A 17,324-nucleotide genomic window follows, 5' to 3' on the forward strand; every position below is an offset into this window, starting at 1 on the left:
CATGCCGGGCTTCGTCCAGGGGGATCAGCCGAAGCGGCCGTTGACGTAGTCGTAGGTGCGGGGGTCGATGGGCGAGTCGAACATCGCGGCCGTGTCGCCGTGTTCGACGATCGCGCCGGGCTGACCCTGCGAGGCGAGGAAGAACGCGCACTGCTGCGAGACACGCTGCGCCTGCTGCATGTTGTGCGTGACGATGACGATCGTCACGTCCTGCACGAGCTCGAGCATCGTCTCCTCGATCACCCGTGTCGAGGTGGGGTCGAGCGCCGAGCAGGGCTCGTCCATCAGCAGCACGCGAGGCATGACGGCGAGCGACCGGGCGATGCACAGTCGCTGCTGCTGACCGCCCGAGAGCCCACCGCCGGGTGAGCGGAGCCGGTCCTTCACCTCGTTCCAGAGCCCCGCCTTCGTCAGGCACGACTCCACCAGGAAGTCCCTGCGGTAGCGGTCGGCCTTGATGCCGGTGAGCTTCAGACCGGCGATCACGTTGTCGTAGATCGACATCGCCGGGAACGGGTTCGGCTTCTGGAACACCATGCCGATGCTCTTGCGCGCCTCGATGAGCTTCTTCGACACGTCGTAGATGTCGTCGTCGTCGAGCAGCACCTCCCCGGCGAGGCTGGCCGAGGGCACCAGCTCGTGCATCCGGTTGAGGATGCGCAGGAAGGTGGACTTGCCGCATCCGGACGGCCCGATGAGGCTCGTGACCTGACCTGCAGGCATCGTGAGCGACACTCGGTCGAGCACCTGGTGGTCGCCGAACCACGCGGAGATGTCGCGCGCTTCCAGCGTGGCGAGCGGCTCGGCCGAGGCACCGGAGGCGGCCGGGCTCGCGACGAGCGCGTCGAAGCCTCCGGTGTCGCGTCGGTAGCGCGGAGGCCTTCGCGACCGGCGATCGAGGGCGGGGAGGACGACGGTGGTGTCGTCGACGGGGTTCGTGCTCATCTGTTCCTCACAGCATGTTCGGCAGGAGTGTGATCACCTGGTCCGCGACCAGGAGGCCGACCAGGACGGCCACCGGGGTGAAGACGACCCAGGTCTTCCGGCGCCCGACCCGGACGAGCGCCCACACCGCGGCGACCTCCACGATGATGAGCAGCTGCACCGCGAAGACCAGCGCCCAGACCGAGCTGTAGTCGCCGGCCAGCTCCTTGTTGGACGGGCCCATCGACACGTAGGTGGTCTGACGCTTGCCCGAGGGCTTCGTCTCGGAGACGAGCTCCGCGTCGACACGGGCGACCCCGGTGGGGATGAACCCCGGGCCCCGTGCCGTCTCGAGGGTCAGCCGGCTCTCCCCCGCCTGCAGCGGCGCGGGTGACGTGTCACCGGCGTAGCGGACGCCGATCACCTCGAAGGTCTGCTCGCCCTGGCCGGTGATCACCGTGAAGGTGTCGCCGGTCGTGAGCTCCTGGATGCGAGCGAAGGGCCCGCCGTACGCCGCGGCCCTGCCCATCACGATGCTGAGACCGGCCTGCCCCGGGAGGACGGTGTCGCGGCGGTGTCCGGGTCCGCCCTTGAGCACGACGGAGGTCGTGCCCTCGGCGATCACCTCGTGCAGCCCGATCGACGGGATGTCGATCACCGCGACAGGCGCCCCGTCCTTCAGCAGGACGTCGTCGACGTCCCCCTCGCTCACCGGCGCCGTGCCCGCGCTGAGCTGGGCCCGGAGGGTGTTCTCGAGGTTCTGCTGCGACACCAGGTGCTGAAGGTGGCTGAGGAGCATCAGGGTCACGGCGATCCCGAGCACCACGGCGGCGACCATCATGAGCGTCGACTGCACCAGCGCCGCCGTGGGGCCGAGCGGCGCGTTCACGGTCGCCGGCCGGGGCGGACGGCGCGGCGGGCGGGGTGGACGCGGTGGGCGGGGCGCACGCCATCCGGGTGGAGGGCCGGCACTCGGCGGCACGGAACCGGGCGGCCCCGCGGGCGGTGCGGAGCCGGGCGGGGGTGGGCTCGGCGGCGGGGGTGTGAGGATCTCGGTGGTCACGGCGCGGTCAAGCCGTCCCGGGGACGAACACCGGCACCATGGCGCGGCGCAGCAGGTACCACACCGCGATGCCCCCAATGGCGAAGACCACGACGAGCCCGGAGAGCCAGGGGAACGCGATCGCGAACGCGTCGCGGGTGACCGGCGGGACCTCCGTGCCGTCGACGGTGCTGGGCGGGACGAAGGTGGCGTGGGCGTTCACGACGCCCCATTGGCCGACGCCGCCGAGGGTCGCGGAGACCACGCGCGACTCACCGGGCTTGAGCGCCGGGACGTCCACGGTGGCTTTGTCGCCGACGCCTGCGCCGAAGGCGTTCGTCAGCCAGAGGTCGGCCGTCGAGTCGAAGGTCGACTGCGAGACGTTCTTCACCGTGAACGACACGTCCATCCGGCCGTCCATCGGGTTGATGGAGGGTTGGAAGCCCGTCCGCACGCCGCTCATGAACAGCACCCCGCCGATGTCGAACGTGTCGGCCGAGCCGGTGTCGAGGGCCGGCTGTCCGCCGCCGTCCTGGGGGCCGCCGACGACCGAGCCCGCACCGCTGCCGGACGACGATCCGGACCCCGCCCCGCCTGCGGGCGCACCGGCGCCGCCTGAGGAACCGGAACCACCGGTCGGGGACGGGTTCGACGGAGTCGGCGCCGGCGCACCCGGCGTCGAGGTCGTGGTCACGGCGATGTCGATGCCGCCCGAGCCCGCGTCATCGGCCGCGGAGGCGGCGGTGGCCCCGGCCAGCATCGCGCCGACGGTGACGACCGTCGCTGCCGCGAGGGTGATGGCGCGCTGCAGGCGGGGGGATGCGCCGCTCATTCGTGGTGTCCGCTGGACGTCGTGGCCAGGTCGCGTTCCGCCTTCTCGCGGGCCTGCTGCTCCGTATAGGCCACCCAGGCGCGAGCGCGCTTGTCATCGGACCGACGACGCAGCCACACAGTCAGGCACACCAGACCGGCGACGACGACCAGGGCGAGGAACCACCACGGGATCGCGACCACGACCGTGTCACGGGACACGACGTTCAACGGTCCGGGGTTCATGGCGTCGGGCGAGACCGTCGGCAGCAGCCTCACGGACGGGTTGAGGTAACCCAGCTGCGCGACGCCGCCCACCTCGACCGCGACAGTGCGGGTGCTGCCGGGCAGCATCTCGGCGACGTCGGTCTTGACGACCTCCCCCGCCCCGATGCCGAACCACGTGTTGACCCCGGCGGTCATCTGCGCGCCGAGCGCGACGTTGCCGTCGTTCTTGATCGTGTAGGTGATGGTCGTGGTGCCGTCGAGCGGGTTGAACGAGGGCGCATAGCTCGAGGCGATGCTGGTGATGGTGAGGTTCGCCTGCAGGTCGCCGGGCACGCGCACGTAGAGGCGCGTGGCCACGCGGCGATCGACGAGGATCTGGTCGGATGCCGACTGCGCCGAGGCGATGATGCCCGCGGCATGGTCGCCGGGGCTCGCGTCGGCGGGCACGTCGACCGCGAACCGGACGAGCTGTGTGGCACCCGCGTCGAGCGTCAGCGTGGCGCGCGTCGACCCGTCGAGGAAGTGGACCCAGCCGCCGGCGTCACTGGGCTGCGCATCCGTGTCGAGGAGACCGTAGCCGCCCTCGTCGGTGTTGTACGCGTCTGTCGCGAACACGGTGATCGTCTGCGGGGTCGTACCCGTGTTGCGCACCTCGACCATGTCGTCGATGTGCTGACCGGGCGCCGCGGTGTAGCTCAGGCGTGCCCGGCTGGTGTCGGCGCCGGTCTCCGTCGCGGGTCCGATCGAGATCGAGTCGGTGTCGTCCGCGTGTGCCACGGCGGCGCTGCCGAGCACGAGGGACGCGGCCGCGGCGGCTGCGACGAGGGCACCTCCGACGAGGCGTCGGAGGGCGCTGAAGCGGGTGGTCATCTGCACACTGCAATCATCCGGAGCGGCGTGTCCGACGCTCTGCCGGTACGTGAACGAGAGGTGGACGGCCGCTGTGGGGCAGGGGCGTCACCAGGGTGGGAGCACCCGGGAGGATGAGTCTCGACCACTCATCCTCCCGGGCCCCCGGTCGGACTACTCGCCGACGAGCGTGAGCGTCATCTTCGAGGTGTAGGTGCCGGCAGGCGCGTCACCGGGGGCCACGAACGTGAGGTTCGCGCCGAGGACGGTGGTGCCGAGGCCGGCGCCCGAGGGGGCGGCGGCGAGCTTCGCCGAGCCCCAGTTCGCGCTGCCCGCGGACAGCGCCGCACCCGCGACCGCACCGGTCGACGTGGTGCCGGCGGTGACGACGGCGGGCGTCCATCCGAGCTGCTTCTTGTCGATGGTCTGCGGACCGGCGAAGTCGGCCACGGTGGCGCTCAGCGTCCAGCCCGGGTGCGAGACGACACGGTCGTCCTGCACCGTGACGTTCGGCAGTGTGCCGGTCGAGGTCGACCTGTTGTCGACGAGGGTCGCCGCGCCGAAGGTGACCTTGGCGCTCGCCGGGACGGAAAGGCTGAGGTTGCCGTCCTGGGCCGCGACCGTGGTCGCCTGCAGGTCGATGTCCCCGGTCATGGTGGGGTCGACCGGGGGCTGCGTCGAGGCGGCCTCCGAGTTGAGGAACGTCCACGACCCGGATCCCGCCGTGACATGGATGTGAGCGAAGTACACGCCGCCCGCGGAGATGTTCAGCCCGTTGTTCCGCATGTAGGCGAAGCCGAGGCTGTAGTCGCCACCCGCCGCACGCACCGCGTCGATGCTGGAGGCACCGGGGGTGGTGAGGCTGCTCAGCGACGCCGACGGGAGCCAGATGTCCTTGGTGCCGGGCACGAAGGCCAGCACGCCGGTGGCGTTCCACGCCGACGGGTTCAGCTCCGAGCCGCGCGGGGAGATGAACAGCGTGGCCGACTCGGCGGTGGGGTCCGCCGCGAAGTGGGTGTTGACGTCGGTCGTGTCGGGACGGCCGAGCGCGGCGAACTCGAACCCGTTCACGGTGCCCTCGGTCATGACGCTGCCGTCGGTCTCGCCGTTGGCGATGTAGAAGGCGCCGGTCGAGTTGGCGGGCTTGGTCTGGGCGGAGGCGGCGGTGGACGTCATCCCGACGAGGGCGGCTGCGGCGAGGCCGATGGCGGCGACGCGCGCGAGGCGGTTGAGCTTCATGGTTCTCTCTCTGTGGTGTCGGACGCGGTTCAGAGCGTCACGAAGGCGTTGATCGGAGCGGAGGAGGCCGGTGCCAGGAAGCCGAACTTCAGCTTGACGGAGCCGGTCTGCGACGCGAGCGTCGTGGAGAAGCCGGTGAGGCTGGAGGGGCGGGTCGAGTCGACGAGGTTCGCGAGAGCCTGGTCGAACTTGGGGTCGCCGTTGGTGATGCGAGCGCGCTCCACCACGAGGTAGGTGTCGCGGCCGAAGCTGGTCGAGTAGTAGGACGGGTTCGGGGCGAGGGCCGAGCCGGATCCGGTGAAGGGGGCGATCGAGTTGACCGATCCGAGCTGCACACCGGTGGTGCCGATGGTGCTGACGCCGGTGACGCCGTTCGACTGGGCGATCCAGCTCGCGGCCGAGAACGGGATGATCTCGTTCACGCCGAGCACGCTGGCGTCGTTCTCCGCGGTGGTGTTGTTGGTGTCGTTGACCGACGCACCGAGGGTGGAGACGCCGATCGCGCTGAGGAAGAAGGAGCGCGTGCCCGAACCGTTCTGGGGGATGCGAGCGGTCACCGTCACGCCGTTGATGGTGACCGGCGTCGCGCTCTCGTAGATCTGCTTGAGCTGGGCGGTGGTCAGGTTGCCGAGCGCGGCGCTGTCGCCCTTGTAGGCGTAGGAGACGGCGTCACGGGCGAACGGGATGTACGTGAGCTTGCCGTCGGTGGGGTTGGCGTTGTTGCCGGGGCCGCTCGAGGAGCGGGCGATGTCGACCTGGCCGGTGATCCCCTTGGCCGGGACCGAGGCGTTGCCGGAGTAGTTCGCACCCGAGATCGACGCGCGGAGCGCGTTGACGCCCGCGCCCGACCCGGCCGGACGCCCGAAGTAGGGGCCCGTGGGCTTGGTCTGGATCGCGGCCGAGCCGAAGGCGTCGAACGACGCGACGGTCTTGCCCGAGGCGGTGACGCGCACGGTCGGGCCGCTGGCGGTGGTGCCGTTGGCGAGCGCGTTGGCGGCGTCCTGGAGCGTGTCGGACCCGACCATGACGTAGCTGGCCGAGACGGGCTCGGCGTTGGCCGGAACGGCGCTCAAGGAGAGGCCGGCGAGGGCCACCCCGAACGCAGCACCGAACGCCGCGAGCTTCTTGATCTTCACTGTGTTCCTTTCAGAGGGTGACCGGCGTCCGCTCTCGGGACGCGCGACTCGACCACGGCCGGTCGGCCGTCGCCAAGATCTAGGGGCCGGTGGCCCTGCGCCGCGTGATCGCGCGCAGGAGCAGCGGGACGAGGACGGCGATCAGCAGACCGCCGACGATCGCGATCGGGACGATCGCCGACACCATGCCGATGTCGGGGTCGACGGGGGTCTTCGCCCCGGTGAGCGCTCCAGCGAGGTCGCCGGTCGCGGTCGGGTCGCCGGCGACCGCGACGGGTGGCGGCGGGGTGACCGCCTGCGGCGGAGCCGAGACGGGCGGCGGCGAGTACGTCGTCGGCGTCGACGCGCCGGCACTCGTCTGCGGCGAGGATCCGGAGGCGGCGGGCCCGCCGTTCCGGATGACCGTGGCCGCCGCCTGGGCCTGCGTGCGCCATCCCTCGGGCATGGGCGCGTAGCCCTCCGGCAGCTGTCCCAGCTCGGTGCCGGGCTCCTGCCCCCGCCCCGCGGCGTACTCGATGAAGGCGGCGTAGGCGCTGCGCTTCGATGTGTCGGTCATGGCGGGGTTGACCGCCGCGTAGACCGGGAGGGTGAGCGGATAGGCCGTGCTCGCGCCCTTCGCCGTGGCCGACGCGGGGTCGAACCCGTACACCGAGGTCTGCTCTCCGGTCGTCGTCATGGCGGCCGCGGCCGCCTGCAGCGAGTCGGTCGTCGGGGTGACGAAGCTCCCTGCCGGGTTCAGCAGCGCGGCCGAGAAGATCTGGTACTTCGCTGCAGCGGCGGTGTCGGTGATGCCGATCACCCGCTGCAGCCCGGGCAGGGCACGAGGCGTCTTGCCGAACTTCGGCGGGATCGAGTTGGGGTCCCACGATCCGAGGATCTGGCCGTCGCCGCGGAGGACCGCGTATCCGCTGGCGTTGAAGTCGTTGGTGTACGGGCGCCAGGTGACGACGTTGACCGGGCCCACGCCGGTGCTGTCCTGGGGCTGCTCGGCCGGGTCGGCCTTCGGGAAGTCCGTCCGCGGGAGGGAGAACGGCACCCCGTTCGGGTTCAGCTCCGCGTTCGTCGAGCTGTACGGGTTGACGACCATGCCCCAGCGGTCGGGGGTGCCGTTCAGGAAGGCGGCCGCGTCGGGATCCGCCTGGACGTACTGCCAGACCGCCCAGGCCGCATCCGACCGGCCCTGAGGGACGAGCACGTCGGCGAGGGACGCCGCCGCGATCGACTGGTACTGCCAGTCGCCGCCGTTGAGCTCGATGAACTCGGGGTCGGAGGTGAGGTTGCGGGCGTTGTGGCCCGGGTCGGTGGAGCTGGTGAATCCGAGGTGCGTCTTGTCGGCGCCCGTCGGGAGGGAGTCGGTGTACGAGTTCGTGAGGAGCTTGGCCAGCAGCCGGGGCGTCAGCTTCATCTGCGTGAACGGCTGCCTCGCCCTGTCGGCGACCTCCTGGGGCACCTCGCGGAGCGCATCCGGTTCGGCATCGATGGCGAAGGCGATCGAGATGGCGGTGAGGGCGATGGGGGCGTAGGTGAGCTTGTCGGGCACGTCGTCGACCGAGAGCGCGCGGGAGGTCAGGGCGAGCGGGGCCGGAGCCGTCCCGTTCGCCGCGAGCGCGGCGTCCGACTCGCTGCCCGTGATGTTCGTGTACGCGGAGCCGCCGGCGCTGCCGCACAGGGCCGGCTGCCAGGAGGCGACGGCGTCGCTGACGAGCTCGCTGCCCGCGAGCTGCTGCTCTGCCGCCCCGATCGCGCAGCGCACGCCGACGGGCTTGAAGTCGAGCCGCACGGCCAGCCGGTGCTTCCAGGTGTCGTGGAACAGACCCGACGTGGTGATGTTCTGCTCACCCGGGTCGTGCTGTCCGCGAGGGAGTACGACCAGCCAGCACGACGTGCCCGAGACCGAGCCGTCCGTCGCATCCACCGGCGTCCCGCATCCGAGCCCCGGCGACTGCGCCGCGGTCTGCACCTCGAACTTCGCCAGGCCGGTGCCGTCGCTGGAGGATCCGGCCCACGAGATCTCGTTCGTGGTCTGCGCCGTGAAGAACTTGTTGGTGTTGACGTCGACCTTGACGTGCTTCCTGTCGACGACGGAGGCGATGGTCTCCCCCGTCGCCGAGAGGAAGGGCACGGACGTGTACGGCGGGTCGAAGAACCCGCCCGAGCCGGGATCGGTGAACTCGTCGTCCTGCGCGGCGATCGAGCCCTTCGCGACGTTCGAGTCACGGAGCGATCCGGGTGTCAGGAGGGCACCGTACTGGCAGGTGCGCCGATCGGGCTGCCCGGGATGCTCGGGGTCGTCGCCCCAGCACTGCATGATCTGCAGGAAGTCCTTGCCGCCGGTCTGCGAGGTCGGCACCTCCGACTTCCTGCCCCCGGTCCAGCTGACCTCGATGCCCTGCGCCTGCAGGTCGCGGGTCTGGGAGACGGTGACGGAGAGGTCGGGCATCGGGGCCGAGTCGAGCTCGTGGTCCTGGTCACGGGCGGTGACGGTCACGGCGGACGAGTCGGCCGCGGTGGCGGGGGCCGGCGGAGCCGCGGGCGAGAGGCCGGCGGCGGCGCCGGAGGCCCCGAGCAGCACACCGAGCGCGACGAGGGCGGCGACGGCACGGGAGCGCGGGGCTCGCTGCTTCGCGTGGCGCGGGTGGCGTCGGTTCACTTCATTCTCCGGTGGATCTCAGGGCGGATTGCCAGGGACGAGGGAATCGTGCGGTCGCGTGGTGACGCCCGGATGAACGGACGCGCAACGACGGGCTCGCCGCAGGTGGACCGGACCCGCGGAGGCCGGAGGACGAGCATCTGGGGTGCAGGGGGCTGCCGCTTCCACGGGGGCAGCGCGAGATGGCCCGGGCACACCGAGCACCCGGGCCGGGTCTGGATTCGGGGCAGCGCGAGATGGCCCGGGCACACCGAGCACCCGGGCCGGGTCTGGATTCGATCGCGCGGCTGGCCCTACGGGTGCGGCGACGTGGCGCGAGGCTTCCGGAGCCGACGCGATACCACCGGCGGCACGAAGACCGCGATGAGGATGAGCCCCACCGCGAGCAGCATGAGCAGCTGTGGCGTGCCGAAGCCGCTGTCCGGCAGGGAGTACGGCGACGACACGGCGGCACCGACGACGCCGTTCCCGCCGCTGACCAGCTGCCCGTTCTCGTCGTAGACCGGTGCCGAGCCGCTTCCGGCGGCCACCCCCGTCCCGGCGGACGCCGCAGCGGCTCCGGAGGCCGCGGCACCGCCACCGGGGGCGTCGGACGACGTGCCGCCCGCTCCGCCTCCGGAGACCGGGGTCTCCTCCACCGCGCCCGCCGTACCCGAGGTGCACTGGTTGCCGGTGCCGGCCCTGTCGCACTCGGCGGGCATCGGCGCCGTCTGGGCGAGCTGGTTGTTCGACGGGTCGTCGCCCGGCTTGAACGTCGGGTTGTTGCAGTTGTTGATGTCGACGTTCGCGCTGCCGGCGCCCGGGATGCGCGACACGACGCTGAATCCGGCCTGGACCAGGTTCATGGGAAGCGGCGAGTAGCCGAGCGCCCCGGCCTGCTGCTGCCCCTCGCAGAGGAAGTAGCTGGCGAAGGCGCCCAGCGTCTTGCCCTTCTCCGCGGTGAAGACCCCCTTCACCTCGGTGGGCACGATCATGTACGAGTAGCTCGACAGCGGGTAGGTGCGCGGATCGCCGCTGTTGTAGACGCCGTCGAGGTTCTGCGTGAGATCGGAGTTGATGCCGGCGGAGAGCAGCCCGACCGCGACGGAGGTGTCCTTGGGCTCGATGTAGTAGCCGGCGTTGTTCAGCACCTTCGCCACGGGGAACCCGGACTTGAGCGCGTACGAGTACTCGACGTAGGTGATCGCGCCCTCGCCGTAGTCCTGGCTGACGTAGCCGGCCACGCCGAGCGACCCGTTCTGCGCCTTCATGTTGCCGCTCGTCGGGTACTGCGAGGTCAGCCCGCAGGGGTTCGACCGCCCGACCGAGGCGCAGTAGGGGCCCCAGAGCGACTGGTACTGCTTCGACATCCACAGCGTGAACTGCGCGGTCGATCCCGATCCGTCGGAGCGGACCACGGGCACGATCGGCTTGTCGGGCATCGCGAGCCCGGGATTGTCGGCCTGGACTTCGGGGTCGTTCCAGTTCGTGATCACACCGGTGAAGATCTTGGTGATGACCTGGCCGGAGAGCCGGAGGTTCGTGACCTTCTTGCCGCCGATCCTGAGGTTGTACATGAACGACGTGCCGCCGGCGACGATCGGCATGTAGGCGGAGCCGGTGCTCGGGGTCTCGGGCGCCGAGCCGTCCTCCGGCTGCGACTGGAAGGGGATCTCGGAGACGGCGAAGTCGACGGTGCCGGCGATGAAGTCGCGGCGACCGGCCGACGATCCCGTTCCCGAGTAGTTGATCGTCATGCCGTAGTTGCTCTGGACGTTGCGGCGCCACTGATCCAGCGCGTTCTGTGACCACGTCGACCCGGTGCCGGAGATCGGCAGGTAGGTCTCCGCGGCGGCGGGCTTGGCATCCACCTGCACCGCGAGCGCGGCCAGCAGGGCGGCCGCGCACGCGGCGACGATGCGGGTGAGTCGCATCCTGATCATCGGGTGGGCTCCTCGGGATCGGAGGGGGTCGGACGGGATGCGGGTGCGGCGAGCGCGGCGGCGCTGCGCCGGTCGGCCTCCTCGATGAGGCGGCGGCGGTCGGCGGCGGCCGAGATGCGCATGAGGTCGTCGCGCGAGCCGAAGGCGGCTCGACGTCGCTGCCCGCCGGAGAGCTGGCCGGGCCCCCGGCCGCCGATGACGCGGGCGATGACGAACAGGGTCAGCACGAGCAGGATGAGAACAGCGGCGGTGCCGAACCCTCGGGCGATCATCGCGGGCTCGGGCGACTTGACGAAGTCGAACACCTGCAGCGGCAGTGAGATCATCGGCCCTGAGAACGGGTTGACGTTCATGACCGCCGTGACGCCCGAGGTGAGCAGCACGGGCGAGGTCTCGCCGATCCCGCGCGCCGTGCCCAGGATGATCGCGGTGACGAGCCCGGACCGCGAGGTGGGGAGCACGACGTGCCAGACCGTCCGCCACCGGGTGGTGCCGAGGGCGTACGACGCCTCGCGCAGGTTGCCGGGAACGAGCCTCAGGACGACGTCGGAGGCGCGGATGACGATGGGCAGCATCATCACGGTGATCGCGATCGAGGCGGCGAATCCCGAGCGCTGGTGCGTGATGAGGGTGATGATCGCGGCGTAGACGAAGAGTCCGGCGACGATCGAGGGCAGCGCGGTCATCGCGTCCGAGATGGTGCGGACGAAGCGGGCGAACCGGCCGCCGATCTCGTTGAGGAAGACCGCGGTGGTGACACCCAGCGGGATCGTGATCGCGAGCGCGATGCCGATCTGGATGAGGGTGCCCACGATCGCATGCGCGATGCCGCCGACGTCGAGGGGGTCGAGCGGCCCGGCCTTCTCCATCGTCTGGAAGAAGAAGTTCAGGTGCAGCAGCGCGTCCTTGCCGCGGAAGAGCGCGAAGAGGAACACGAACGCGAGAGCGGCGATCAGCAGGATCCCGGCCGAGAACAGCAGCGCCGTGACGAGCCGGTCGAACACCTCCTCCCGCGTCGAGGTGAAGGAGACGAGCAGTGCGTAGATCGCGAGGAACGAGAGGTAGGCGACCACCACCCATCCGATCAGCCCGGTGAGCGGCGCGAACCACCCGAAGAGCAGGGTCGCGAGCGCCGCACCCCCGGCGAGGGCGCCCAGCACGTTGAAGACGCCGTCGGCGGTGGCACCGCCGGGGCGGCGGCGGGGGGCCGGCTCGTCCTCGACGCGTACCGGGATTAACGTGGCCGGCACCGCGGTGTGCAGAGGGGAGTCGTCGATGTCGACGACGTCGGTGATGTCGCTGCGGCGCAGGGACGACGGGTCGACCGAGGTGGACGGGATGAGGGTGCTCACTGGCTCGAGGCCCCCGATCGGGATCGGGCGACGACGTTCGACGCGGTGAAGTTCACGACGAGCGTGAGGAGGAAGAGCACGAGACCGGCGGCCATGAGCGCCGAGAGACCGAGCTCGTTCGCCTCGCCGTAGCGGAGGGCGATGAGGGCCGAGACGGAGTTCGTGCCGGTCTTCAGCACCTCCCAGTTGATGCTGAAGATGGGCGAGATGATCATGTAGACCGCGATCGTCTCGCCGAGCGCACGGCCGAGCCCCAGCATCGTCCCGCCGATCACGCCGCCCTTGCCGAAGGGCAGGACGACCGCCCGGATCATGCCCCAGCGCGTGGAGCCGAGCGCGAGCGCCCCCTCCCGCTCGCCGAGCGGCGCCTGCGAGAAGGCCTCGCGCATGACCGAGGTCTGCGTGGGCACGACCATGAGCGCGACGACGATCCCCGCGATGAACGCCGACGACGTCACCGCGCTCGCCTCGGTCAGACGCTGGCCGGTCTGATCCGTCACGGCGAAGATCGGGATCCAGCCGAAGTAGGTCGAGATCCACTGCGAGACCGGGATGATGTTCTCCTGCAGGAAGAACAGGCCCCACAGCCCGAACACCACGCTGGGGACGGCCGCCATCAGATCGACGAGCGAGATCACCGTGCGCTGGAGTCGACCGCGCAGCACCTCCGAGATGAGGAGAGAGGTGCCGAGGGCGAGAGGCACCGACACGGTCATGGCGATGAGGGCGATGCTCACGGTGCCGAACAGCACCGCGGCGATGCCGAACGTCCCGGTCTCGGGCGACCACTGCTGCTCGATGAGGAACGAGGGGCCGGCGACGCCGATCGCCTTGCCCGCGTTGATGGTGAGGAAGAACCCCACGCAGAGCATGATGCCGACGGTGATGCCGCCGGCCGAGAACGAGACGCTGCGGAAGACGGAGTCGGACAGCGACGGCCGGGGCGCGATCCGTCGCCCATGCAGGCGGCCCCTAGCCGGGCCGCTCCGCTTCGACGGAGGCACGGGGTCCGACGGGTCGGCGGGCAGCTTCTCCCAGCCGTCTGCCACGACGGGAGTCATCCCGTTCGCGACCAGCACCGTCTCGATCGAGTCGAACGGTGGGGACGGCGGAGGCCACGAGGACGGAGCGCCCTCGTCCCGGCGTGCACCCTCGCCCGGCTCGGCGGGGGTACGAAGGTCGGTCATGTCACGCCCTTCCTGATTCGGCCCGCATCGACCCCACATGGTCGGACGGGTTCGTGAACGGACGGGGGTTCGGACGTGAAGGAGGAGTGCACGGGCAGTGGCTCCGTCCGGCGCGGTTCCAGGCCGCCTTCGCGATCACCGCTGCGCTCCCGCGGAGGTCGGCCGTGGGGTGGTGGTGGACGGGGGAGGTGAAGTCGGCGGAGGTGACGACGGCCCCGCGGGCTGAGGGGCCGAGGCCAACACGAGGGTGACCGTCTGGCCGAGCGGCAGCAGGGTACCCGCGATCGGATTGGAGAGGGTGACAGCGCCGGCGGCGTCGCCGGTGAGGCGGACCGCGAACCCGGCGGCGCGCACGGCATCGGCGGCCTCGGCCGCGCCGGTGCCCTCGACGATGGGGACGACGTTCTCGCCCGTCGCGACGACGAGGTCGATCGGACGGCCGAGCGGCGCAGGGCTGCCGGTGTCGGGCGACACCGCCAGCACGGTGTCGCGAGCAGCGCTCGAGGGTGAGCCGGAGACCGAGCCGACGGAGAGCCCGGCTGCGACGAGGAGCGTCTGCGCGTCGGTCAACGACAGACCGGCGAGCGGCGGGACGGCGACGGTGACCGGGGCGGCCGTCGCGGGCGGACCGGACGGCGTCGGGTGCGGGGCCTCAGACGCAGAAGGCGGCGCGCTGCTGGGCACCGCGAGCGCGGCCGAGCCGCCGCCGTCGGCGGCCGCCAGCATCCACACCGCGCCCCCGAGCACCGCGGCGACGACGATCCCCACCACGACCAGAGCCGCCGACGAACGCGACGCCTCGGCAGCTTTGCCCTGCCCGGTCTCGAGGTGGTGGATGCCGCGACGAGCCGTGTCGTGTTCTCGGACGTCCGCGGTGCGGTCGTCCTCCCCCTCGCCGCCCCCGCGGCGCGAGGGGCGGTGACCGCCCGCGAAGCGGCCGGGAGTACCCGTGTGGCCGCCATCTCCGCACCCGACAGAGGGACCGCCATCCGCTCGGTCGAGCCAGGCGTCGGCGACTCCTCGCGAAGGGCCGCGGTCGCTGAGGTCAGCGCCTCGGCCATGGCCTCCGCCGACGGGTAGCGGTCGGCGGGCCGCTTCAACATGGCCCGAACGATCACACGGTCGATCACGCTCGGCACTCCAGGCGCGACCACCGACGCGATCGGCGGAGGCGCCGAACGGTGCGCGCGCAGCACCTCCTCGGCCGACGCCCGCGGGAAGGGCCGAGAACCTGTGACGCAGAAGTACAGCAGCGCGCCGACCTGATAGACGTCGCCCCGCTCATCGACGGGATCGGCCGACAGGTGCTCGGGCGACATCCAGTCGACGGTGCCCTGGATGCGGACTCCGCTCGACCCGGACCCCGTCGTACCCGCGCCTTCCGCGCCGTCGGCCGCACGGCCGACCGTCGCCGCCTCTCCGCGTCGCCCGGCCAGCCCGAGGTCGAGCAGCACGGCTCGCATCCGCTCCCCCTCCCCGTCGACCATCACGTTCGAGGGCGTGACGTCCCTGTGCACGAGGCCCGCCGCGTGCACCGCGCTCAACGCGGCGAGCACCTCGCGCGCGAGATGCACCGCGTCGCCCACCATGAGCGGGCCGGACTCTCGGACGCGTTCGGCGAGGGTGCCTCCCGGGGCGACTCCCATCGCGAGCCAGGCCGACTCCCCCTCCTCTTCGTCGACTCCGAAGGCGATCACCGGGACGAGTCCTGGTGCGCGCACAGCGGCCGCGAGTCGCGCCTGCGCGAGGAAGCGCTCGCGGAAGCCGGTCTCGGTCGCGAGGTGCGGATGCAGCACCTTCACCGCCACGTCGTCGCCGCTGCGCACGTCGACGGCACGGTACACCGAGGCGTCGCCGCCGGTCCCGAGGAGTCCCGACAGGCGGAAGCGTCCGGCGAAGAGATCGCCGTTCACGAGGTGCGGTCGGCGTACCCGTTGGCCACCGCCGCGACCCGATCGACGTAGGCGTCGTCGTGGTTGTAGGAGAACACCGCGGCGCGCCACCCCTGGGCCGAGGCGAGCGAGCCGGACGCGCAGAGGTAGCGCGCGGCGGCGAGCGCGCTGTCGTCGATGTTCTGCGGATCGGCGTGGCCGTCGCCGCCGGCGTCGGTTCCCCACGCGCGCCAGGTGTCCGGGATGAACTGGAAGGGCCCGACCGCGTGATCCCACGTCGCGTCGTCGTCCCACACTCCCCCGTCGCTGTCGCCGATCGACGCGAATGCGCCGCCGTCGAGCGACGGTCCGATGATCGGCGGCTCGACGGCGCCGTCTCCTCCCACCGTCGATCCGCCGTGGCGACCGTGGTCCGACTCGACGTCGCCGAGGGCCGCGAGGGTGTTCCATCCGAGTCCGCAATCGGGCTGCTCCGTCGCGAGCACCAAGGCGGCTCCCGCGTAGGCGATCATCGCCCTGGTCGGTATGCCCGCTCGGGCCGCGGTGGTCGCGGCCCATCCGGCGTCGACGGCGGCGGCGAGACCACCGGCCGGCAGTCCGCCCGCCTGCACCCGAGCGGAGCCGCCACCCGTGACCACGATCTCGGAGGGGGCTGTGCCGACCGGAGCACCCCGGGTCGGCACAGCGTTCTGGGGCAGCCCGAAGGCCGCGCCGCCGGTGACGGCGTCTGCATGACCCGCGGCGCCCACCGCCAGCGAGACACCGAGTGCGGCGAAGGCCGCGATCGCCGCGACGACGGTCGCTCTCACGGGCGGCGGTCCCTCACGGCCCGCCCGGAAGCGGCGGCCTGCCGGATGACGGACTCCCGCAGCGGAGGCCGGGTCATCCGCAACGACGAGCTCATCGCGACGCTGGAGCGGCGCCCGTCCATCACGACGGCCGTGGCGAGCGCCCGCAGACTCGCGCGTGCCGCATCGAAGGCGGCTGCGCTCCCGCCGTACCAGCGGCTGCAGGTGATGACCGGGCCGCCAGAACCGACCACCCCGTACCAGCCGTGCGTCCGCACGTCGCTGCCGACCAGCGTGACGATCTCGATCGCTCCGGGGTCGTCGAGGATCTGCTCCACGTGGGTGCGCGCCCGGGCATAGGAGTCGTAGAGGAAGTAGGAACGGGCGAGCTCACGATGGTTCGACGCAAGCAGCCGCCAATAGCTCGCGACGCCCTGACCGGGTGACGAGGACGCCGCAGCGACCGGCGCCGTGAGCTCGGAGAGCCCGCCGACGACGGGGTGCACCGACTGGATGTGGTTCCGGAACCTCGCCCACGACTGCATCGTCGGATCGTTGTCGGCTCGGAGGGTGGAGAACACGAGATAGGGCGCGGACATCGTCGCTCCGAAGGATCGGGAAGGTGGTCGGGTCGCGAGTCAGGTTCGGCGGAGGAGGTGAAGTGCAGCGGTCCGGAGCGTGAAGGAGCGGTTTCCTGGGAACGAGCAAAGAGGTGTTTCACAGAAGGCAATGAGGCGCAGCGCAGAAGCACGGTGTATCGTTCCGCGCCCCGTATGGGGGACAGGCCGCACCGCGCTGGGGGACCGCTCGTCAGGACAGGAGGGCGCGGACAGCATCGGGCGACGCGGCCTGCGCCAGGGAACTGGCGAGCGCCTCGTCGTTGAAGAGGTTCGCGATGCGCGCCACCCCGGTCACGTGCGCGTCGGGCTCGGTCGCCGCGAAGCCCACGACGACCGAGACCGGATCGTGGTGCGGATGCCCGAAGACCACGGGCTGGGCGAGCGTCACCACGGACCACCCGGTCCGCAGGACGTCATCACCCGGCCGCGCGTGGGCCAGCGCCACACCGGGCGCGATGACGATGTACGGGCCCCGATCGTCGACCATCGCGACCATCCGATCGGCGTACCCCGGTGCGGTGGTCCCGTCCTCCTCGAGCGCGTCGCCGGCGCTGCGGATCGCCTCGCGCCAGTCGGAGGCGGCGACGCCCACCGACACGGCCGGCGGGGGGAGAGAGGGCTGCTCCATCGGCGTCGACATCGTGGTCCCGATCCTCCCAGCGGTCGTTCCGAGAACGCTGAGTGC

15 protein-coding genes are annotated in these 17,324 nt (G+C 71.4%); all 15 read right to left on the reverse strand.

The features are described from left to right. Positions 1-24: 24 nt before the first annotated feature. Complete coding sequence (locus ACFJGV_RS05750) at positions 25-945, reverse strand: phosphate ABC transporter ATP-binding protein (RefSeq protein ID WP_378147524.1); 921 nt, start codon at positions 943-945, stop codon at positions 25-27. A gap of 7 nt (positions 946-952) precedes the next feature. Beyond that, on the reverse strand, positions 953-1,813 hold the full coding sequence (locus tag ACFJGV_RS05755) for a sortase (protein ID WP_378147526.1): 861 nt from the start codon (positions 1,811-1,813) through the stop codon (positions 953-955). A 181-nt stretch (positions 1,814-1,994) separates the two neighbouring features. Then, on the reverse strand, positions 1,995-2,798 hold the full coding sequence (locus ACFJGV_RS05760; RefSeq protein ID WP_378147527.1) for a hypothetical protein: 804 nt from the start codon (positions 2,796-2,798) through the stop codon (positions 1,995-1,997). Next, a complete protein-coding gene (locus tag ACFJGV_RS05765; RefSeq protein WP_378147529.1) occupies positions 2,795-3,880 on the reverse strand; it encodes a hypothetical protein in 1,086 nt (361 codons plus the stop codon). Before ACFJGV_RS05765 ends, ACFJGV_RS05760 begins: the two co-directional genes overlap by 4 nt. Before the next feature lie 147 nt (positions 3,881-4,027). After that, positions 4,028-5,092 (reverse strand): hypothetical protein, encoded by a 1,065-nt coding sequence (locus ACFJGV_RS05770; RefSeq protein WP_378147531.1) that lies wholly within the window; start codon positions 5,090-5,092, stop codon positions 4,028-4,030. 29 nt (positions 5,093-5,121) lie between these two features. Continuing rightward, entirely contained in the window at positions 5,122-6,228 is a 1,107-nt protein-coding gene (locus ACFJGV_RS05775) for a hypothetical protein (protein WP_378147533.1), read from the reverse strand. A 79-nt stretch (positions 6,229-6,307) separates the two neighbouring features. Then, the gene (locus ACFJGV_RS05780) at positions 6,308-8,878 is read right to left on the reverse strand and encodes a hypothetical protein (RefSeq protein ID WP_378147535.1); all 2,571 of its coding nucleotides are present in this window, start codon (positions 8,876-8,878) and stop codon (positions 6,308-6,310) included. A gap of 293 nt (positions 8,879-9,171) precedes the next feature. Then, a complete protein-coding gene (gene pstS, locus ACFJGV_RS05785) occupies positions 9,172-10,800 on the reverse strand; it encodes a phosphate ABC transporter substrate-binding protein PstS (protein ID WP_378147536.1) in 1,629 nt (542 codons plus the stop codon). After that, positions 10,797-12,152 (reverse strand): phosphate ABC transporter permease PstA, encoded by a 1,356-nt coding sequence (gene pstA / locus ACFJGV_RS05790; protein ID WP_378147538.1) that lies wholly within the window; start codon positions 12,150-12,152, stop codon positions 10,797-10,799. The genes pstS and pstA overlap by 4 nt, the downstream gene beginning before the upstream one ends. Then, positions 12,149-13,339, reverse strand: coding sequence for a phosphate ABC transporter permease subunit PstC (pstC, locus tag ACFJGV_RS05795; protein WP_378147540.1), 1,191 nt, complete (start codon positions 13,337-13,339; stop codon positions 12,149-12,151). The genes pstA and pstC overlap by 4 nt, the downstream gene beginning before the upstream one ends. A gap of 135 nt (positions 13,340-13,474) precedes the next feature. Beyond that, positions 13,475-13,909 (reverse strand): PASTA domain-containing protein, encoded by a 435-nt coding sequence (locus ACFJGV_RS05800; protein WP_378147542.1) that lies wholly within the window; start codon positions 13,907-13,909, stop codon positions 13,475-13,477. Further along, entirely contained in the window at positions 13,906-15,252 is a 1,347-nt protein-coding gene (locus ACFJGV_RS05805; protein ID WP_378147543.1) for a serine/threonine-protein kinase, read from the reverse strand. The genes ACFJGV_RS05800 and ACFJGV_RS05805 overlap by 4 nt, the downstream gene beginning before the upstream one ends. Further along, positions 15,249-16,040 carry a lytic transglycosylase domain-containing protein gene (locus ACFJGV_RS05810; protein WP_378147545.1) on the reverse strand — a complete coding sequence of 264 codons (792 nt, stop codon included), beginning with the start codon at positions 16,038-16,040 and terminating at the stop codon, positions 15,249-15,251. The genes ACFJGV_RS05805 and ACFJGV_RS05810 overlap by 4 nt, the downstream gene beginning before the upstream one ends. After that, positions 16,037-16,618: a hypothetical protein gene (locus ACFJGV_RS05815; RefSeq protein WP_378147546.1), complete on the reverse strand. Its 582-nt coding sequence runs from the start codon at positions 16,616-16,618 to the stop codon at positions 16,037-16,039. Before ACFJGV_RS05815 ends, ACFJGV_RS05810 begins: the two co-directional genes overlap by 4 nt. Positions 16,619-16,829: 211 nt before the next feature. Then, positions 16,830-17,279, reverse strand: coding sequence for a PTS sugar transporter subunit IIA (locus ACFJGV_RS05820; protein WP_378147548.1), 450 nt, complete (start codon positions 17,277-17,279; stop codon positions 16,830-16,832). Between the last annotated feature and the right edge of the window lie 45 nt (positions 17,280-17,324).

This window comes from Cnuibacter sp. UC19_7 (assembly GCF_042699995.1).
In the GTDB taxonomy this organism is placed as follows: Bacteria; Actinomycetota; Actinomycetes; order Actinomycetales; family Microbacteriaceae; genus Cnuibacter.

What these genes read in the sequence shown, in the direction of transcription:
- ACFJGV_RS05750 (WP_378147524.1), bottom strand. Translation starts at nt 945, where the DNA reads ATGAGCACGAACCCCGTCGACGACACCACCGTCGTCCTCCCCGCCCTC.
- ACFJGV_RS05760 (WP_378147527.1), bottom strand. Translation starts at nt 2,798, where the DNA reads ATGAGCGGCGCATCCCCCCGCCTGCAGCGCGCCATCACCCTCGCGGCA.
- ACFJGV_RS05770 (WP_378147531.1), bottom strand. Translation starts at nt 5,092, where the DNA reads ATGAAGCTCAACCGCCTCGCGCGCGTCGCCGCCATCGGCCTCGCCGCA.
- pstS (WP_378147536.1), bottom strand. Translation starts at nt 10,800, where the DNA reads ATGATCAGGATGCGACTCACCCGCATCGTCGCCGCGTGCGCGGCCGCC.
- pstC (WP_378147540.1), bottom strand. Translation starts at nt 13,339, where the DNA reads ATGACCGACCTTCGTACCCCCGCCGAGCCGGGCGAGGGTGCACGCCGG.
- ACFJGV_RS05815 (WP_378147546.1), bottom strand. Translation starts at nt 16,618, where the DNA reads ATGTCCGCGCCCTATCTCGTGTTCTCCACCCTCCGAGCCGACAACGAT.
- ACFJGV_RS05820 (WP_378147548.1), bottom strand. Translation starts at nt 17,279, where the DNA reads ATGTCGACGCCGATGGAGCAGCCCTCTCTCCCCCCGCCGGCCGTGTCG.